A 20,041-nucleotide genomic window follows, 5' to 3' on the forward strand; every position below is an offset into this window, starting at 1 on the left:
GGGAAAAGAAAAAAAAGTTGCTCAGCCCTTAAGGGGTAAGCAACTTTTTACGCTACGCTTATAGGTGGATCTCTTTAATTTTTCCAGGAAGTTCATTTTGGAAATAATTCATTAATCTTTCTTCTGCCAAACGTCCTGTTAAGTATTCACGTACCTCAGCTAATTCCTCTACTTCTCTAGATTCAACGCGAATAATATGATACCCAAAATCGGTCTTTACAGGCTGACCAATCTTATTTAATTCTTGTTCTAAGGCTGCTTGCTTAAACTCAGGAACCCATTGTCCTACAGGAGCATCTGCATACAATCCGCCTGACTCCTTACTTCCTGGGTCATCCGTGTGCTCAGTCGCTAATTCAGCGAAATCAGCACCGCCTTGAAGCTGTTGATATAATTCATCTGCTCTCTGCTTCGCTTCTTCTTCCGTTCTAATGTCTTTTCTTGTTCCATCTGGCTGCATCTCTTGGGTAGCCACTAGAATATGGCGAACAGAAGCTGTTGTTAAATCAGGAATCATCTCATTGTAACTACTAACCACTTGTTCTTCTGTGATTTGGCTCTTAAAATAAGCTTCTGTTGTAAAATAACGGGAAAGGAAGGCTTTGATATCTTCCTCTGTAATTTGCAGTGTATCAAATCCGCGCTCGCGTGTTGCCTCATCATAGCGCAGCTCTAATTGTTCCCACATCATATTCACATTCTCTTGAGCAGCTTCACTATGCTCATCTGTTGTTAAAGAAAGAATCGTTTTTTCAGCAATCAAAAATTCAATGGCTTGTTTTCTAAATTCTGGATCGTTAATAGGGTAACTAGGTTGAAAGAAACCTTGAACGGACAAGTACTGGGCAAATTCGTCACCTTTCACTTCTCCACCTTCATAAGTGGCTACAACCTTATCAGCTCCTAAATCAGTACGATCTAGCTCTGGAAACGTGATCTCTGAACTTACTTCTCCACCTTCAGTTTCAGTTTCAGTTGCAGGTTGTTCATTTTCCGCCTCTTCTCCCTTTTTGCCACAAGCCGCTCCGACCAGGACGAGTAATAGGACCAAGACAAGTACGAATAGTTTATTAAAGCGCATGTTTCTTTTCTCCCTTCAATATTTGGCCAGTATTTAATTGAAGAAGAACTTCTTCAACCATGGCTAACCATTGATCTTCTTCCAATCCTTTGACCCTGAAAGTAATCCCGATCTGCTGTCCAGAAACTAATCCGAACCTTCGGTCAGATTGGCTAACCAATTGGAATAGACGACCTCCGTCTATTTTATCATTTTGTGATGAATGAAACATCATTTTTAATTGATCATTTTTCAAAATCATGGATTCAAAGAATAGCTGTTGACCATAAACCTTTAATCTAGATACTGTGAGCAAGCGTTTTGCTGGTGCTGGCAGGGGACCAAATCGATCCTCGAACTCACGCCGAATATCTTCAGCTTCCTCCATCGTGCCAATCGCTGCTACCTTTTTATACATTTCTATTTTTTGTTTTCCATCATGAATATATTGATCTGGTAGGTAGGCATCAATATGCAAATCTACTTCAAACTCGATTTTTTCTTCTTTTGGCGCCTGGCCTTTTAATTCATCTATCGCATCCTTAAGCATTTGAGAATACAAATCAAAACCGACCGAAGCAATAAATCCATGCTGTTCCGCACCTAGTAAATTTCCTGCTCCGCGGATGGATAGATCTCTCATCGCTATTTTAAAGCCTGATCCTAGTTCCGTAAATTCTTTAATAGCATGAAGTCTTTTCTCTGCTACCTCGGTCAGTACCTTATCCCTCTGGTAGGTGAAGTAGGCATACGCCATCCGATTGGAGCGCCCTACTCTCCCGCGCAGCTGATAAAGCTGGGATAGGCCCATTCGATCTGCGTTATAAATGATCAGCGTATTGACATTAGGAATATCGACCCCTGTTTCAATAATGGTTGTACTGACCAGCACATCAAATTCTCCTTCTAAAAAGGCAATCATGATCGCTTCTAATTCTGATTCCTTCATTTGACCATGAGCTGTAGCCACTCGGGCATCAGGAACTAAGGCTCTAATCTGTTCAGCCATGCGGTCAATATCCTGTACCTGATTATACAGGAAAAAGACCTGACCATCTCGGGCTAGTTCTCGTTCTATTGCTTCACGTACAAGCGCTCCATTGTACTCTAGAACATAGGTTTGAACGGGGAAACGATTCTCCGGCGGAGTTTCGATGACGGATAAATCTCTTACACCTAGCATGGACATGTGCAATGTTCTAGGGATGGGGGTTGCTGTTAGAGTGAGAACGTCCACGTTTTCCTTCAGCTGTTTAATCTTCTCTTTATGACTCACCCCAAAACGCTGCTCCTCATCGACAATCAGAAGTCCCAGATCCTTAAACAGAATATCCTTGGACAGCAAACGGTGAGTTCCAATCACAATGTCTAATACTCCATCCTTTAAACGTTTCACCGTTTCATTTTGTTGTTTTTTAGAGCGAAAACGGCTAATGACATCAATGTGAACCGGATATTCATTAAAACGCTCTCTAAAGGTTTCATAGTGCTGTTGGGCTAAGATCGTTGTCGGAACAAGGACAGCCACCTGCTTCCCATCCATGACCGCCTTGAAAGCTGCTCTGATGGCTACTTCTGTTTTTCCGTAACCTACATCACCGCAAAGAAGTCGATCCATAGGTCTGGAGCGTTCCATGTCTTTCTTAATCTCTTCGATAGCCCTTAATTGATCCTCTGTTTCTTGATAAGGGAACAATGAATCGAACTCCCGATGCATCGCAGAATCCCTGCTATAGCCAAAGCCCGGGGCTGATTCCCTTTTAGCATATAACTTGAGCAGATCCGCTGCGATATCCTGAACAGAGGACTGGACTTTGTTTTTGACCTTCTTCCATTCACTGCCGCCTAAGGAATATAATTTAGGGTCCTTTTCCTCACTGCCTATATATTTCTGTACCTGATCAATTTGTTCAACCGGAACATACAGCTTATCATTACCCGCATACTTAATATGTAGATAATCCTTATGAATCCCAGCGATTTCAAGCGTTTCAATCCCTAAATAGCGTCCAATTCCGTGATTGATGTGCACAACATAGTCGCCAATGTTTAGCTCATTATAATTTTTTATTCTTTCTGCATTAGATATATTTTTTTGTTTCGGTGTCTTTTTCTTCTGCTGCTTGGAGAATAATTCTCCTTCTGTAATCACCACTAAAGAATGGAGTGGCAGCTCAAATCCAGCGTAAATACGACCAATCTGTATAGCAGCCACCCCTTTTCTTAGACGGGGTTCCTTAACCTGCAATTCTGCTTCTATTTCAAAATCTTCAAAAACTCTTGCCATTCTCTTCGCTCTTTCCTCACTGCTTGCTAGAAAGATAATGGCCTGCTTTGCTTTTTTCCAGCGCTCCATTTCCGTTTTTAGGATTGGGAATTGCCCATGAAAATCCTGCATCGCCTTAGAAGTGAAATTAACAATGTTTTGAGGCTGTGTATAGGGCGTTTGTCTTAAAAACAAAGAAAGATAAATGACCGGGCGCCCTAAGGTTTCCTTCCATTCCTCCAGCGTAATAGAAAGGCTTAAATCAGATAAATACTCTCCTGTTTGAATTAAGGAAGTCTGCCACTCTAATTCGTCCCGCTTATACCCTTCCTCCGACTCTTGTAGTCTAGTAGGCTCATCTAAAATGACCAGCGTATTCTTAGGCAGGTAATCAATGAGCGTGCCTGGTTTGGAATAAAAACAAGAGCAGTACTTATTCATGCCCTGAAAAGTCGTTTCATTCCTTAATTGCTCTAGCTCCCAGCCTATATTTTCAGTAAGCCTTTCTTTTTATCTCAGGATCCTTGGTTTTTTTCAATTGCTTGTCTAGGGCTTGTTCGATATGTTGTACGGCATTTTGATAGTGTTCTGGCTGCAGCACCCACTCTACTGTGGTCCAATGGTCACTTTAGGTAAGGATTGAACGGATCGTTGTGTGCCAATATCAAAATAACGGATGGATTCAACCTCTGTATCAAACAGTTCAATTCGAATCGGATTTTCTTCAGTCGCGGGGAAAATATCGATAATCCCACCTCGAATGCTATATTCCCCTTGCGATTCTATCATTTCAACCCTTTCATAGCCCAAATAAAGTAGCGTAGTCTGCATTTCTTCAATATGAATGTCTTGTCCTACGGTAAATTGATGCTGTGCTTTTTTCCATACCTCTACAGGCGGTAAAAAGCGTCGAACCCCTGCTAATGGAGCGATCACAATTTTTCTTTTACCTTCCATTAGTTGATTAAGCACTTGAATTCTTTGTCCTCTTAATTCCGGGCTCGCCGTGGCAATCTCTGAAGAAATAAGTTCGTTAACAGGATAAAGATAGACATGCTCTTCCCCTACCCACTCTACTAAATCATCATATAATTTTTGAGCTTGATGCAGGTTATGGGTCACAATAAATTGGGAGGTCGGTTCGTCTTGAAACAACGAAGCAATAAATAAAGTTCGAGCCGAATGATTAAGTCCAGCAATTAACTGTTCCTTGATTCCATTGCGATACGCTGTTAACACATTTTGATAATCGTCACCTTTAGAAAAATACTGAATGAGTTCTAGCATATAATCCTCCTCTCCATAGCACTTCTACCTTCATGATCATGCAAAGAAGCCTTAGGCAAGCTAAGGCTGATTGCACGTTTCTCATATAGTATCCTATTGGAGTATGCTTGATTGTAATAGTAATTCTGGATTTCTATCAACAGCTTCTTGACAATGCTCACATATAACATTTGCTTGTATATCTCCATTATCTTTATACGTAATCATATGAACTCTCTCTTCATATGTTAATTTATGAAATCCCAGATTCTCTTCTGAAACCTCTTCTTTATCTATTTCTCCTATATGGTGACCACAATAGCGGCATACATATTGAATGGACATCAAACACCCTCCTTTTTAGGGAAACCTTGATATCACTTAGTATGCCTCAACTCATCGAATTTCATTCAATACACCTTATTAATACTATATGTGCTAGGAGTTGTATCTATTCATCACCTTTGTAAAATCTTCTTCTTCAACAAACGAGCAGGAGGCTTCCACAGACTTGATTAGCTGCTGCTTCAATCCCTCCTCTTCTTCTTTTAAGAATTTGCCTAAGACATAGGAAACAATATCTCCTTGCGCAGGTCTGCCGATGCCCATTTTGATTCTTTTAAATTCTTCGGTACCAAGATGAGCAATAATGGACTTCATTCCATTATGTCCGCCGGATCCACCTTTATATCTCAGCTTAATATGACCTGCCGGGAGATCCAAATCATCATAAATAATTAATAAATCCTCGACCTGTAATTTATAGAAGTCCAGCACCTCTCGTACAGACTCCCCAGACAAGTTCATATATGTCATGCTTAAGCAAGACAATCTTCTCATCCTTATATCGCCCTTCACCATACAATGCCTTAAACTTCGCTTGGTCCACAGAAATATCTAACTCTCGCGCTAAACAATCAATGGTCATAAACCCGATGTTATGGCGAGTATATTCATATTGTTTCCCTGGATTCCCCAGTCCAATGATCGCTTTCATCCTTATCCCCTCCCGGTAAAACCTTTTTCTTCAAGGACGATAAGGCGCAACCAAATGGTTACGCCTTTCAAACCTATTTTACTATCTCGCTACATCAATACCTGGTCCATCATCTGGATTGATGATTTCTGGCTCTTGGCCTTCATCAATTTGCGGTTCTTCTGGATCTGTTTGCAATGTTGGTGCTAAGACAGAAACAATCACTGTGTCAGGTTCCAACTGAGATTCTACCCCTTGAGGCAACTGAAGGTCACCTACCATTACACTATCCCCGATCTTTAGGGAATGAATCTCTACTGGAATGCTCTCCGGTATGGAATCTGGCAGACAACGAACTTCGATCGTACGGTGTTGTCTCTGAAGCAATCCACCCTCTTTTACTCCTTCTGCCTCTCCAACAAGATCGATTGGAACCTCCACTTTTAGCTTTTTCGCCATATCTACTTCCTGAAAATCGATATGAACAATTTCATTTTTAATGGGGTCCTTTTGAACCTCTCCTACAATGACCTTAGAATTTGCCTCTCCCCACATCAAATTGACGATGGCATTCTTCCCTACTTCACGCATGAGTTGCATAAAATCATTTTCATCTACATGAATCGAGGTATTGGGAGTTGTTTTCCCGTAAACCACGGCAGGAATTTTTTTCTCCGTTCGTAATGCTTTAACAACCGATTTCTTTTTGTCTTTTCGTGGTGTCGCAATAAGTGTATTCACGAATCATTCACACTCCTAGTAAAGTTCTTTCTTCTTTACTATGCCCCAGTGAATGAGAAGAAAAACATGTCTATTCCTTTTTAATCAAATAGCTTACTAACAGAGAGCTCTTCATGGACACGAATAATCGCTTCCCCCATTAGTCCGGCTACAGATACCGTTCTAATTTTGTTGATTCTCTTCTCTTCAGGGAGTGGAATTGTGTTGGTGACCAGCAATTCTTCGATTTTGGAATTTTGAATTCTTTCAATAGCAGGGCCTGAAAGAACAGGATGTGTACAGCACGCGTAGACTGCTTTTGCTCCGCTTTCCGCCAGCGCATTGGCAGCAAGGGTAATCGTTCCTGCTGTATCGATAATATCATCAATGAGTATCGCTGTTTTTCCTTCAATATGACCTACAATATTCATGATCTCCGCCACATTTGGCTTAGGTCTACGTTTATCAATAATGGCAATTGGAGCTTGAGACGCTCAGCTAATTTTCTAGCTCTAGTTACACCACCATGATCAGGTGATACAACGACAATGTCTTCAAGGTTTTTTTCTAAGAAATTATCCGCCAAAATAGGTACTCCTAATAAATGATCAACAGGAATATCGAAGAATCCTTGAATTTGAGTGGCATGCAAATCCATCGTAATCACTCGATTCACTCCTGCTACTTCGATTAAATTGGCTACAAGCTTAGCTGTAATCGGATCACGGGCTCTTGCTTTGCGATCTTGTCTGGCATAGCCGTAATAAGGAATCACAACATTAATGCTTTTAGCAGACGCCCTTTTCAAAGCATCTACAGTGACCAAAAGCTCCATGAGATGATCATTCACTGGCGCAGAAGTCGATTGGATGACAAAAACATCGGCTCCACGTACACTCTCATTAATATGAACAGAAATTTCTCCATCGCTAAAATGATTTACGTTAGAGCTTCCCAAAGCAACTCCAATGTGTTCGCAAATTTCTCTAGCTAGTTCTGGATTCGAATTGCAAGTAAAGACTTTCAACTTTGGATCACGATAATTGGCCATTTTTTAATAAATACCTCCGCTATGGTTTCATACTTTAACAATTTAATACTTTACTATTTTTATTTCTTCTTACCCTTTATTCTTTCTGCATAATTTTCTTTCGTCACTTGACGCTCACGAGCAATGGCAAAGCTTTGGCTCGGGGTTGAATCGGTGATGGTGGAACCAGCAGCAATATAAGATCCCGCTCCTATTTCCACAGGAGCAATCAAATTCACATTGCATCCTACAAAAGAGCCATCCCCCACCTGAGTCAAGTGTTTCTTCTGTCCGTCATAATTAACAGTAATGGAACCACATCCCATATTCACCGCTTGTCCAATCTCTGCATCTCCAACATAGCTTAAGTGAGGGATTTTAGAGCCGTTACCTATCTTTGAATTTTTCACCTCTACAAAATCGCCTACTTTACAGCCATCTCCAATTTCCGAACCTGGTCGAATATAAGCAAAAGGCCCCACGCTCGTCGCCTTTCCAACATAGCTCTCCATAACAACAGAATGTTGAATAACACTTTGATCTCCTACCTCTGCATCTCTCAGCTCAGTATGTGGACCAATCACACATTCTTGACCAATTTGAGTTTTCCCCATAATGATAGTTCCTGGATGAAGAATCGTATCTGAGCCAATCTCCACTTCTGTTCCAATATAGGTGGACTGAGGATCAATGATGGTCACTCCAGCACGCATATGCTTTTGATTAATTCTCTTTTTCATGATTTGCTCCGCTTCAGCTAAAGCGACTCGATCATTGACGCCCATTGTTTCGTCTGGATCATTGGTGAGATAAGCAAGTACTTTCTTACCTTTTTCAAATAAGATTTGGATACAATCCGTTAAATAATACTCTCCTTGGGAATTATTATTTTGAATTTTATTTAAACTATCCATTAATTGCTCATTTGAAAATAAATAAACACCTGTATTGATTTCTTTGATTTGCTTTTCTTCTTCGTTAGCATCTTTTTGTTCGACGATGCGATTGACTTCACCTGCTGCATTACGCACGATTCTTCCATATCCTGTTGGATCTTCTAATTGAGTAGTTAAGACAGTCACATCTGCCTTTTCTTTCTGATGAAAGTGGATAAATGATTGGAGGGTTTCTGTAGTAATTAGCGGAGTATCTCCACACAGAATCAAAGTGTCTCCGAGACGATCTTGCAATCGTTCCTTCGCCATTTTTACTGCGTGTCCCGTTCCTAATTGTTCTTCCTGTAGCACGTATGAAATTCCTTCAGTGCTTACTCTTTCTTTCACTTCCTCGGCTCCGTGTCCGACAACCACAATCGTTTCTTGTAATTTCAAATGACTTAACGAATCTATAACGTGCTGAACCATAGGCTTTCCACATACGGGATGGAGCACTTTATATAATTTCGATTTCATTCTTGTTCCTTTACCTGCAGCTAATATGACTGCAAATGTGTCGTTCATTTATGTAACCTCCAGCACTTTATATTCATACTGACTATATCCTAAACTAGCTTGTTTTTCAAGAATTCTCTTTCCTCAACTAGAGTAAAAGAATGCAAAAAAAGAACCTAACGTCAGTTAGGTTCTTTTGACTATTGATCTGTATTCGTTTATGCTCCTGCTCCAAGGTTTTCTAATTCCTCAGAAGAAGCTTCATTTTCGCCTACAGCATCATATTCTGCTAATACAGCGCTTTGAATTTTCTCACGTGTAGTAGAAGAAATCGGATGAGCAATATCTCTAAACTCTCCATCTGGAGTACGTTTTGACGGCATTGCCACAAACATTCCATTATTACCATCAATCACACGAATATCATGAACGACAAATTCGTTGTCAATAGTGATGGAAGCAATTGCTCGCATTCTTCCTTCCGTATTTACACGGCGGAGTCTTACGTCAGTAATTTCCATGCTTTTTTCACCACCTTTTACCAAAAAATAGAGTCTTGACATAAGATTTCAACATAGGTGGGGAAAAATCCTCCTTTTATCGGAAAAAAATTTACATATTTTTATAGTTTTTTAAAATTTATAGGCAATGCACTCTATTTCTACTTTTACATCCTTTGGTAAACGTGCCACTTCAACGGTAGATCGAGCTGGTTTCGCTTCACCAAAATAGGCAGCATAGGTTTCATTTAGCTCAGCAAATTCATTCATATCTTTAATAAATACGGTCGTTTTAATGACATCTGAGAAAGAACAGCCTGCTTCTTGTAAAACCGCTTTTAAGTTTTCTAATACCTGTGTGGCTTGCTCTTTCATTCCACCTTCAACTAAGATACCCTCCTTAGTCAAAGGAATTTGACCTGAGGTATAGACAAAAGAACCGATTTGTACAGCTTGTGAATAGGGACCGATTGCTTGAGGTGCTTGATCGGTTTGAATCATTTTTTTCATTTCGCTCATGAATGAACACCCTCCATCATTTGAAATAAATTGCCTAACTGAATCAGAATTTTTTTATCTCTTATATCTACCTCATTAAGCTGAATAAGAGAAATGACATTGTCTACAAGCCTCTGTTCCTCGGATTCAGATTCCACTAAGACACATGTCCCTACGACGTCCGCTTTGAATTCTTGTAATAAATCCATCATTCCACGAATGGTGCCACCTGCTTTCATAAAATCGTCAATGATAAGCACTTTGGAATGCTCTTTTAACCCTCTGCGTGACAGGGACATCGTCTGAATCCTTTTACTAGACCCCGAAATATAATTAATACTTACCACAGAGCCTCTGTGACTCGATTATCTCTACGGACAATGATCACGGGGACGTTCAGATATTGCGCTGTGGCAAAAGCCAAGGGAATCCCTTTGGTTTCTACGGTCATGACATAATCAATTTCTTTGTCGGTAAATAGCGAACTAAAGATCTTGCCCAGCCTGTTAACATATTGAGGTTGATTAAGATAATCACTCATATAGAGATATCCGCCGGGTAACAAACGCGTGGGATCAGAAAGACCTTCTAGCATTTCGGTCACCCATTCCTTGCATTTTTCCAAGCTAATCTTAGGTATGTACTTCACTCCTCCAGCTGCTCCGGGAAGAGTTCGTAGTTCCCCTAACCCCTCCAGTTCAAAAACCTCCTTGATAATTTGGAGATCTTCACTTATAGATGACTTAGCTGAGCTATAGCGCTCCGCAAAAAAGGTGAGGGGAATGAGAACATTTGGCCGTTCCAATAAATGCTGAGTCATATCTGCAATTCTGGCACTTCTTCGAATTTTTTTCATCCTGAACCTTCTTTCAAAAAAACCGAATATTATGAGGGTAATATATCATTTAAGTACGGCTTTTATCAAGTCTTTCTTTCCCCTAAACAGCGCACCACATAAACATCTTTACAGAAGCCCTTCAATCCATTATATAAGCGATGAACTCTAGACTCTTTCTGAGTAATGGCATAAACAGTAGGACCACTTCCAGACATCAACACACCATCCGCACCAAAGCGCTTGATCTGTTCTTTAATATGTAATACCTGTGGATACTCCTTTAATGTCACGGACTCTAAGACGTTTCCTAGTTCTTGAGTGATCGCAGCAAAATCTCTTGTCGTTATCGCTTCAATCATGTTTTGAGTATTTGGATGCTTGGTTTCTTTCGTTATTTGTAGCTTCCCATAGACATTGCCCGTTGAAACTCCGATCGGAGGCTTAGCCAGGATCACCCAAAAAGGCGGCGGCGGCGGAAGCTTCTCAATCTTTTCTCCTCTGCCTGTGGCTAGAGCTGTACCTCCATATACACAGAAAGGCACATCTGAGCCAAGTTCTGCTCCAATGGAGCCATCTCATCCATAGTCAATCCAAGATCCCAGAGTTGATTGAGACCTTTAATTGTTGCTGCGGCATCACTACTTCCTCCAGCTAAACCAGCAGCAACTGGAATTTCTTTCTGTATATATATAGAAACGCCTTTGTCTACTTGAAAGCGTTCTTTAAGCAGTTTAGCGGCTTGATAGGCAAGGTTTCTTTCATCCGTCGGGACAAAGCTAGCGGAGCAATCAATCTTGATCGTGTTGGATTCCAGCAAGGCAAGTTCAATTCGATCGGCAAGGTCTATCGTTGTCATCACCATTTCCACCTCATGAAACCCGTCCTCTCGCTTGTATAACACGTCAAGAGTTAAATTAATTTTGGCAGGTGCTTTATCGATAATTTCATATTTATGATTTTCACCACTTTTCCCCAATATTGCTTTAATATTTTATCATTCCTCACACATAATGACCAGCCAATTCAGTAGATGATAATGAATTGGCAGATATCGTGCGATTGCTTTTTCTATTTTAGCAAAAAAAGCCGGGGCGGCTGCCCCGACAATCGCTCTATTTTTGGGTTTGATTAGCAAGACTTTGTTCAGCAATTTCAATTGCTCTTTTGACCATGTTTCCAGCATCCCTTGCCCGAATACCTCCCCAGCCCTCACGCTGAACGGTATCATAGAAGCCTAATTCCTTCGCAAGCTCTTCCTTAAACTGCTCGGACATGATCCCTCGTCTTCTGCTCATAAGATCCCCTCCTAAGAATAGAACGATCAGGATTAGTATGTGCAGGTTGGTTAAAGGTACGCATCCCAATACATGGGCTTGCTTTTCTATACGAGCTGGTTTAGAGCAAGGGATGGAACGTAAAAAAGCAGTAGAAGGAAGCTCTACTGCTTTACATAAGTGATACGAACATGATCATTTTCATCCTGACAAACTGTTAGCTCTACAGTTTCAGTTAATATATCTGCATAGCTGTAAGATACACGCTTAAACGTGTTTTCTTCTTCATCTAGCTTTACTATAAATACAGAAGGGTAGGTTTCTTCAAGGACACCGGAACGTTCAACGGTCTTTCTCCTACCACCGTTTGCCTTTAACATAATCTTTTGTCCGATGTGTTGATCTAAATTGCGCTTTATATCAATTAACGCGTTTCTTCCCATTTGACTACCACCTCGCTCATGAAAATTATAGCATGTCCTGTACTAAATTGTCAAACGAATTGATAATTATAGCAAGTGGACAAAACATTTGTCAACAATCTTTTTTATATATTTACCTAATTCTTGAGAAAGTATGTATTTTTTTATCTAAATTCTTATTTATTTTCCCTTTTTTTGCAAAAATAATAAGCACACGCTTAAATAGCATATGCTTGCTACTCCTCCATTTTTGGTTTTCCCGTCCTTAAGGTTCCTCTCGTGTCAAAGCCTCCTAAACCTGCACTGCCAGACAAAGAATATTGAAAAATATCTTTGATGCTTATGATCCTGCTGATCGATGTATAACAAGCCTTCTCCACTATATATACTGGATCTAAAGCATGAATGTTGACTCTTTCTGGGGAGCTGGCAAAATTAGCACCGGCTTGTATAAGCCCTTCAAAGTAAGATTGGCATGCCCCAGCAAAGATAATAAGATTATCTCGATTTTTCTCATATTCCCGTGCTCTTCTAACAGCATCCATAAAAAAACAGGAATGCCGGTACGCCTTAATATTGTTCTTATCCCCTTTTGACTTACTATAAGCATCATGCCCTGTCATCACCAGAATATCAGGTTTTATTTTTTTTAGCAGCGAAAACACTCGATCAGGGATTTCCTTCTCTGATATATGAATTCCATGAACAGGAATATTTAATTCACGATAGACTCCAAGACACTTTTTTAAGTAGTTCGCGTCTCCATCGATATGTAGGACACGCCCTGGGAGCTCGAAGTATGCCTCTCCCTGCTCCCTTTTGCTACGAAGCTCTTTGATGGAGCTGGAGGTCCTTTTCATTTCCTGCTCTTGCATCTTTCCTCTATAGTCATCTTCTATTTTTACGAGATCTGTCAAAGGTGCATCGGCACATAGGCGCATATCGATCCCTTTTAGTTCTGCGGTACCCTTCTCTCGACTGATCGAGATAATGCGGAAGTGGACATCCGCATGGTATGATTTACGTCCAACTACATCACCAACCTGAAACATCAACCACCCCTCCTATAGCACTAGCATATGTACTATAGACGAATGGGGTGCTGGCTTTAACCCACTATTTTTTGCAGCTCGTTGCTTAAGCGCGCATATTCCTCCATAGTCAGGGTTTCGCCTCGCCGAGTCGGATCGATCTGCACGTGATCAAGTAACTGAAGGAGCTCCTCTTTTTGATCCTTTGCCACTAAATTATGAAGTAAGTTATTTAGTAATGTTTTTCTTCGTTGCGCAAAAGAAGCTTTAATTAATCGAAAGAAAAAAGCTTCATCATTCACCTGTACTGGAGGCTTGTCCCTCAGCGTTAATTTAAGTACGGCTGAGTCCACATTAGGCTGTGGAATAAAGACCGTCTTAGGAATGATTTTTTCCACCTTTGATTCAGCATAATATTGCACAGCTATGGAAAGAGAACCATAGTCCTTTGTCCCCGGCTTAGCCGCAATCCGCTCTGCCACTTCTTTTTGAATCATCACGACAATATGCTCAAAACGTACTCCAGATTCTAGTAAATGAAATAAAATAGGCGTGGTTACATAATAGGGTAGGTTCGCTACGACACTGAGGCTTTCATACTCTGTAAGCTGCTCTTCGATTATTCTGCCTATATCTGCTTCTAAGATATCCTGATGAACCACCTTCACATGAGGATAAGGCGCTAAGGTTTCTTGAAGGATGGGGAGCAATCTCTGATCAATCTCAAAAGCAAGAACCTGTCCTGCCGATTTGGCAATTTGCTCAGTTAATGCACCGATTCCAGGACCCACTTCAATCACAGCCTTCTTATTCGTAACTCCCGCTGCTTGGACTATTTGTTGCAATATATTGGTATCAATTAAGAAGTTCTGTCCTAAGCTTTTTTTAAATGTGAAGCCATGCTTTTGTAGAATTTCCTTCGTTCTTACGGGCGTGGCAATATCTTTACTAATCAATGCCCCTAACCTCCTTTATCGCCTGATTGTAGGCTTGCTCAAATTCTTCGTGTTGAATACGAAACGCTTGTATTCGTTTGGCCAATTGTTTGCCATTGCAGTACCCTATTCCTATTATTTTAGACAAGCTCTCCCTCAGAGCTTGTGAATCAGGTGCACCTACAAGTCCTAGGGCTTGGAGTTCCACCATACTTAACGTAAATTCTTGCTGATGTTCAGCATGCTCTATTTCTGTTCGCTTTACTCTTCGTAAAGCTTCTTGAATATCCTCTGGCTGGGCATGTTCTATGCCATATTTACCCTTAGAGGATCTTGCTTTTTCCCTAGGTAAAAAAGCATGTTTACAACCTGGGACATTCTGCTCAATGATTTTTCTAATTCTCTCACCAGGATAGTCCGGGTCTGTAAATATAATCACGCCTCTTCGTGCTTGGGCTAACCGAATACGCTCTAGCTTTTCTTTGTTAATGGCTGAGCCACCTGTTTCTATGGTATCGGCTTCAACGGATCTCTGGATAGCTACCGTATCATCTCTTCCTTCTACTACGATCATTTCACTTATTTTCATCCTGCCTAACATCCCTTATACCAGATTCTATGTTTTATTTTTCTACCCCATAAAAAAAGCTTCTACCGAAGCCCTTTCGAAGATGTCATCTACCATACTTTCTTATTCAGTAAAGAAAGCATGTAGGGATCTCTTCCCTACATGCTATCATATTTTTGCTGCTTATGACATGTGAGAGCTAAAGCCCTCTTATTTCTTGTCTGGTTTCTTCTTACCAATAATATAAACCTTAAAACCTTTCTTGCGTCCAAACTTAGTTGCCGTTGTATGATCATCAAAGTAAAGATCAATCTTCTTTCCTTTGATGGCACTTCCCGTATCTTCAGCGCGACGCAAGCCTATCCCTTCAATATAGACCCATGTGCCTAAGGGGATCACATTAGGGTCTACGGCTATGGTTCGACCTTGTGTAGCTGTTGAGCCACTCCTTGTAATACCATATCCTGAGTCCCCAGGTTGTTTCCCTGTGGATACGACTCCTGCCGAGTACGCCGTTAGTACTACATTCTCTAAAATCGATCGAGGTGAAAAAATATAATTTCCTCGTGACACGGCTGTTTTTGTACCCACAGCAATGATTTCATCTCTGCGCTCTTCAATGACCGTCGTTTCGACTAGACGTCGCTCAATCACAACTCCGTTTTTGAGCGTTAAGAGAAATTGATGCTTAGCTTTACCAGCTTTGCCTCGCGTCACAACCTTCTCCTCACCCTGTAATAGAGCAGAATCATTCTTTCGAATTGTCTGATAAGGTACTACTTGCTCTTCATCCACTATCTCATGTGCCAAATGATTTAGTTCAAAGCTCATAGAATCACTAATTGCAGATTGGGGCTCTAGAGATAAGATATCTCCTTCCTGAAGTGGAAGGTCAATCTCTTGTAAGAACTCCTCGACAGTATCTGCCGTTGTCCAATGAGCTTCCTCTTCCCCATAGCGATAAAAAGTAATATGTACTGCTTTCTTCCAAGCAATATGCATACCTGCTGTAATTTCTGTATCAATTCCTGGTTCAATTAGATCGTGTTCTGTATATGGGACCTGTAATTCCTGTAATAACTGCTCAACAGTCTGAGCTTGAGTTCTAACTTCTTGTTCTATTCCATCTAGGTTTATGCTGACTTGGACTCGAAGCTGAGTGTACAAACCAAAGGCTGTCATGAATAGACATGCACTTGCTAGAAAAGAAACAAGTAGGATCCTTGTCTGATTCAGGTTTTTTGCCTGATCTAACAGGACTTTCAGTTTCCTTCGTACCATTTTCGGTTTCTCCTCCCTTTCAAGTTAGTCATTTTACATGAATGATTGTGAAAAGTCAAACATTGCAATATAACTTTCTATCTATTACATATTATGGGAAGAGGATCCTAATAGCAAGAATATTTCATCGACAAATATAGGGTATGTACGCAACTTGCTAGATAGAACAGGAATTCTGTCAAATGTTAAAGAGCCTTTTTCCATTTTCCATTGTGATTCGACAAACCTCTTCGTAGGAGAGGCCTCTTAGCTCAGCTAAGCTCTGAGCCACATGCTTTACATAACTAGATTCGTTCCGTTTGCCTCGATAAGGATGAGGCGTTAAATAAGGGCTATCTGTTTCGATTAAGATTCGATCTAAAGGGATTTGCATCGCCACTTCTTTCGGCTTTTTGGCATTTTTAAAGGTTAAGGGACCTCCAAAAGAAATATAAAAGTTGAGATCCAAGCATTCTTTGGCGATTTCAACGCTTCCACCGAAACAATGCATGACACCTCCCACTTCGCTAGCCCCTTCTTCCTTTAAGATGTCAACAACATCTCGGTGGGCATCACGATCATGAATAATAATCGGCTTTTTCACCTTTTTGGCAAGGGCAATCTGCTGACGAAAAACCTCTTTCTGAACATCACGAGGAGAGTTATCCCAATAATAATCTAATCCCATCTCACCAATGGCTACTACTTTTTTGTGAGCAGATAATTCTTCGATCCAAGCAAGATCTTCTTCCTTCATATCCTTCGCATCATGGGGATGCCACCCCACTGCGGCATAGACAAAATCGTATTTTTCTGCTAGTTCCAGTGTTTGTGGAATCGTCTGACGATTAAATCCTACATTGACAAGCAAAGAAACCCCTTCATCAAGGGCTCTTTGCATCACTTCATCTCGATCCGCTGAAAAAGCTTCGTCGTTTAAGTGTGTGTGTGTATCAAATAACATGCTTCATTTCTCCTTACTTCACCTTGGAACCGTTAGGAAGGGTTGGTTCTACAGTGGCTAAACGTAATGTATCTCCCGCCGATCCTGCTAAAATCATTCCTTGAGAAAGCTCACCACGCAACGTTACAGGCTTTAGGTTTGTCACACAGATTACTTTTTTCCCAATCAGTTCTTCCGGGGTATAGTATTTGGCGATTCCTGAAACCACTTGTCTTTTTTCATAGCCTAAATCCAACTGGATCTTTAACAGCTTATCTGCCTTTTTGATTTTCTCAGCTTGAATGATTTCAGCCACTCGTAGGTCCACTTTCATAAAATCATCAATGCTGATTTCTTCAACGTCTGGCTTTTCAATCACAGCTTCATTCTCTTCTTTTTCTTTCTTTGGCTCTTGTGTAACCGCCCCACCCATGGCTTCTAGGATATAAGCAACCTCTTCCTGAACATCCAATCTAGGAAAGATAGGTTGTCCTGTTTGTACCTGGGTTCCAGCTTGGATCATTCCAAAAGTGGAAAGACTCTCCCACGAGGTCTCCTTCCCTTCTGCTAAACCTAATTGTGCCCATATTTTCTTAGGCGCCTGAGTCATAAATGGCTGGATCATAATAGAGATATGACGAATTGTTTCAACCAAATGGTAGAGGACTGACCCTAGAGTTGATTGATTTGCTTCATCTTTCGCCAAAACCCAAGGCTGCGTTTCATCAATATATTTATTGGTCCTGCTCACTAGCTGCCAAATAGCTGTTAGTGCAATGGAGAATTCCATTTTTTCTAAGGCTTTTTCTACCTTTTCCCTTGTTTCGTAAACAAGCTGCACGAGAGAATGATCATACTCAGTAGCTCCCTCTACATAAGGAGGAATTTTTCCTTCAACATATTTATTAATCATAGCTACAGAACGATTTAACAGGTTTCCTAAATCATTTGCTAGGTCAGAATTAATCCGGTCAATGAACCCCTCTGGAGTAAAGACCCCATCCGCACCAAAAGGAACTTCCCGCAGCATATGATAACGGAAAGCATCTAAGCCATATCGATCAATTAAAGTGACTGGGTCCACAACATTCCCTTTGGATTTTGACATCTTTTCATTCTTTACTAAGAAGAAGCCGTGCGCAAATACTTTTTTAGGTAATGGAAGATCCAAAGCCATCAGCATAATAGGCCAGTAAATTGTATGGAAGCGAACAATATCTTTTCCTACCACATGAACATTCGCAGGCCAATAACGCTCATATTTTTTCTCTAGCTCTGGATTCTCTGAGCGATATCCTAGTGCCGTAATATAATTGGTTAACGCATCAATCCAGACGTAAATAACATGCTCTGGTTGGTTGGGTACCTTCACTCCCCAATCAAAAGTAGTACGTGAAACGCACAGATCCTCCAAACCTGGCTTAATAAAGTTATTAATCATCTCATGCTTTCTCGATTCAGGTTGAATAAACTCTGGATTTTCTTCATAGAACTGTAGTAACCGATCCGCATATTTACTCATTTTGAAAAAATAACTCTTTTCTCTTACTAGCTCAACAGGTCTTCCGCAGTCAGGACATTTCTGGTCTTTGGCTTGTCTTTCCGTCCAAAAGGATTCACAGGGAGTGCAATACAAGCCTTCATATTCATCCAAATAAATATCCCCTTGATCTAATAATTGCTGAAAAATCTTTTGTACAACTGTTTTATGACGCTCCTCTGTTGTTCGAATAAAATCATCATAAGAAATATCTAACTTATTCCACAATTCTTTGATCCCAGCTACAATCTCATCTACAAATTGTTGAGGGGTTACTCCTTTTTCCGCTGCCTTTTGTTCAATCTTCTGTCCATGTTCGTCTGTGCCTGTTAGGTACATCACATCGTATCCTCGTAAGCGTTTGTACCTCGCCATGACATCAGAGGCTACCGTGGTATACGCATGCCCAATATGTAGTTTGTCTGATGGATAATAAATTGGAGTTGTAATATAAAACGTTTCCTTTTGACTCATTTTTTTCAACCTTCCCATATTTATTTTTTTGGTAAAATAAAAAAACTCTCTTCCACAAAGGGACGAGAGTTGACTCACGTGTTACCACCCAAATTTCCCTACTTTCTCACAAAAGCAGGCTCATTCAGTCTATGACTGATCTCCTTAACGCGGAAAATACGTAAAACCCTTAGGCTATACTCATGCCCTCGAATCTTATTTCTCCCAGACCATCTTCCATGCTCCATTTAAACTGGTTTTCAGCTACCCCAGCTCTCTGCATTAAATGAACATCATGTACTCATCTGCTCATCGAAAAAAATGTATGTTATTTTTTCTACTTGCTTGAATTGAACCTTCTCATTCTATCCCAAAATATAACGAAACCATCCTTGTTTTGTCAAGGAGAGAACCGCTAAAAAAAAAATTTATAGATGTGTGGTTTATCATATCATATTAATGGGAATATACCAAACAATGGGAGTTTACAAAAAAAAAATATGTCGAAAAAACCTTGTAAAATAGGCTTTTTGTCGAATTTTTTAATTTTTTTTTAAAAGTGAACCTTTTTTTGTAAAAAAAGTGATTGACTAGTTATAAAATGCTTGGTATTATGTGGGTAGAGAAAAAATGTCGAAAATTGACGATATTTATAAAAACAAAAATAAACTTTTAAAAGCCGAGAGGAGAAATGTAACATGTTAAAAAGCACTGGTATTGTTCGTAAGGTTGATGAATTAGGAAGAGTTGTTATCCCAATTGAGCTTCGCCGTACACTAGGAATTGGTGAGAAAGACGCACTAGAAATCTATGTAGATGGTGAAAAAATTATTCTTAGAAAGTACGAGCCTCGTATGGCTTGTATGATCACAGGAAAAATCAATGAAGAAAACCTAGTACTAAATGATGGTAAAATCATCTTAAGTCCTGAAGCGATTACTGATATCTTACCAACTTTAGAAAATTACTTGAAAAAGCAATCTTAATTTTAGTTACTCATAGCCTTTTTAATAAAACCTGTATGACTCATGTGGTGGCATTCTTTTGCCACTACACTATGAGATCATACA

Annotated in this window: 15 protein-coding genes, 5 pseudogenes and 1 other annotated feature; of the genes and pseudogenes, 1 reads left to right on the plus strand and 19 read right to left on the minus strand. The window is 40.3% G+C overall.

From position 1 onward, the window contains the following. Positions 1-58 precede the first annotated feature (58 nt). The 19 genes and pseudogenes from JCM10596_RS16975 to metG form a co-directional block, all read right to left on the minus strand. The gene (locus JCM10596_RS16975) at positions 59-1,081 is read right to left on the minus strand and encodes a foldase protein PrsA (RefSeq protein ID WP_025028161.1); all 1,023 of its coding nucleotides are present in this window, start codon (positions 1,079-1,081) and stop codon (positions 59-61) included. Continuing rightward, positions 1,071-4,613, minus strand: a pseudogene (mfd, locus tag JCM10596_RS26140) (transcription-repair coupling factor). Before mfd ends, JCM10596_RS16975 begins: the two are co-directional and overlap by 11 nt. Positions 4,614-4,706: 93 nt before the next feature. Further along, complete coding sequence (gene fin, locus JCM10596_RS16985) at positions 4,707-4,937, minus strand: anti-sigma-F factor Fin (protein ID WP_025028162.1); 231 nt, start codon at positions 4,935-4,937, stop codon at positions 4,707-4,709. Between the two features lie 93 nt (positions 4,938-5,030). Continuing rightward, a pseudogene (pth, locus tag JCM10596_RS26145) lies at positions 5,031-5,589 on the minus strand (aminoacyl-tRNA hydrolase). A gap of 81 nt (positions 5,590-5,670) precedes the next feature. After that, positions 5,671-6,309 (minus strand): 50S ribosomal protein L25/general stress protein Ctc, encoded by a 639-nt coding sequence (locus tag JCM10596_RS16995; RefSeq protein ID WP_025028163.1) that lies wholly within the window; start codon positions 6,307-6,309, stop codon positions 5,671-5,673. 80 nt (positions 6,310-6,389) lie between these two features. Further along, positions 6,390-7,339, minus strand: a pseudogene (locus JCM10596_RS26150) (ribose-phosphate diphosphokinase). Between the two features lie 59 nt (positions 7,340-7,398). Further along, complete coding sequence (glmU, locus tag JCM10596_RS17005) at positions 7,399-8,778, minus strand: bifunctional UDP-N-acetylglucosamine diphosphorylase/glucosamine-1-phosphate N-acetyltransferase GlmU (protein ID WP_025028164.1); 1,380 nt, start codon at positions 8,776-8,778, stop codon at positions 7,399-7,401. A 149-nt stretch (positions 8,779-8,927) separates the two neighbouring features. Then, the gene (gene spoVG / locus JCM10596_RS17010; protein ID WP_025028165.1) at positions 8,928-9,230 is read right to left on the minus strand and encodes a septation regulator SpoVG; all 303 of its coding nucleotides are present in this window, start codon (positions 9,228-9,230) and stop codon (positions 8,928-8,930) included. A gap of 111 nt (positions 9,231-9,341) precedes the next feature. Beyond that, entirely contained in the window at positions 9,342-9,728 is a 387-nt protein-coding gene (locus tag JCM10596_RS17015; RefSeq protein WP_025028166.1) for a RidA family protein, read from the minus strand. Beyond that, positions 9,725-10,563 (minus strand): annotated as a pseudogene (purR, locus tag JCM10596_RS26155) (pur operon repressor). The gene JCM10596_RS17015 and the pseudogene purR overlap by 4 nt, the downstream one beginning before the upstream one ends. Positions 10,564-10,628: 65 nt before the next feature. Continuing rightward, a pseudogene (gene ispE, locus JCM10596_RS26160) lies at positions 10,629-11,488 on the minus strand (4-(cytidine 5'-diphospho)-2-C-methyl-D-erythritol kinase). A 169-nt stretch (positions 11,489-11,657) separates the two neighbouring features. Next, complete coding sequence (locus JCM10596_RS17030; RefSeq protein WP_025028167.1) at positions 11,658-11,840, minus strand: small, acid-soluble spore protein, alpha/beta type; 183 nt, start codon at positions 11,838-11,840, stop codon at positions 11,658-11,660. Between the two features lie 143 nt (positions 11,841-11,983). Continuing rightward, positions 11,984-12,262, minus strand: coding sequence for a biofilm formation stimulator Veg (veg, locus tag JCM10596_RS17035; RefSeq protein WP_025028168.1), 279 nt, complete (start codon positions 12,260-12,262; stop codon positions 11,984-11,986). A 215-nt stretch (positions 12,263-12,477) separates the two neighbouring features. Next, complete coding sequence (gene yabG / locus JCM10596_RS17045) at positions 12,478-13,293, minus strand: sporulation peptidase YabG (RefSeq protein WP_051541359.1); 816 nt, start codon at positions 13,291-13,293, stop codon at positions 12,478-12,480. Between the two features lie 56 nt (positions 13,294-13,349). After that, positions 13,350-14,225, minus strand: a complete 876-nt coding sequence (rsmA, locus tag JCM10596_RS17050; protein ID WP_025028170.1) for a 16S rRNA (adenine(1518)-N(6)/adenine(1519)-N(6))-dimethyltransferase RsmA — start codon at positions 14,223-14,225, stop codon at positions 13,350-13,352. Then, complete coding sequence (gene rnmV, locus JCM10596_RS17055; RefSeq protein ID WP_025028171.1) at positions 14,221-14,796, minus strand: ribonuclease M5; 576 nt, start codon at positions 14,794-14,796, stop codon at positions 14,221-14,223. The genes rsmA and rnmV overlap by 5 nt, the downstream gene beginning before the upstream one ends. 189 nt (positions 14,797-14,985) lie before the next feature. Then, on the minus strand, positions 14,986-16,056 hold the full coding sequence (locus tag JCM10596_RS26165; protein ID WP_025028172.1) for a resuscitation-promoting factor: 1,071 nt from the start codon (positions 16,054-16,056) through the stop codon (positions 14,986-14,988). Positions 16,057-16,234: 178 nt separating this feature from the next. After that, a complete protein-coding gene (locus JCM10596_RS17065; RefSeq protein WP_025028173.1) occupies positions 16,235-16,999 on the minus strand; it encodes a TatD family hydrolase in 765 nt (254 codons plus the stop codon). 13 nt (positions 17,000-17,012) lie between these two features. Continuing rightward, the gene (gene metG / locus JCM10596_RS17070; protein ID WP_025028174.1) at positions 17,013-18,992 is read right to left on the minus strand and encodes a methionine--tRNA ligase; all 1,980 of its coding nucleotides are present in this window, start codon (positions 18,990-18,992) and stop codon (positions 17,013-17,015) included. A 55-nt stretch (positions 18,993-19,047) separates the two neighbouring features. Beyond that, positions 19,048-19,293, minus strand: a binding site (T-box leader). 376 nt (positions 19,294-19,669) lie between these two features. Here metG and JCM10596_RS17075 point away from each other — a divergent pair. Next, positions 19,670-19,957, plus strand: a complete 288-nt coding sequence (locus tag JCM10596_RS17075; RefSeq protein WP_025028175.1) for an AbrB/MazE/SpoVT family DNA-binding domain-containing protein — start codon at positions 19,670-19,672, stop codon at positions 19,955-19,957. The last annotated feature ends 84 nt before the right edge of the window (positions 19,958-20,041 follow it).

The organism is Caldalkalibacillus mannanilyticus JCM 10596 (assembly GCF_000615945.1).
Lineage (GTDB): Bacteria > Bacillota > Bacilli > Caldalkalibacillales > JCM-10596 > Bacillus_AT > Bacillus_AT mannanilyticus.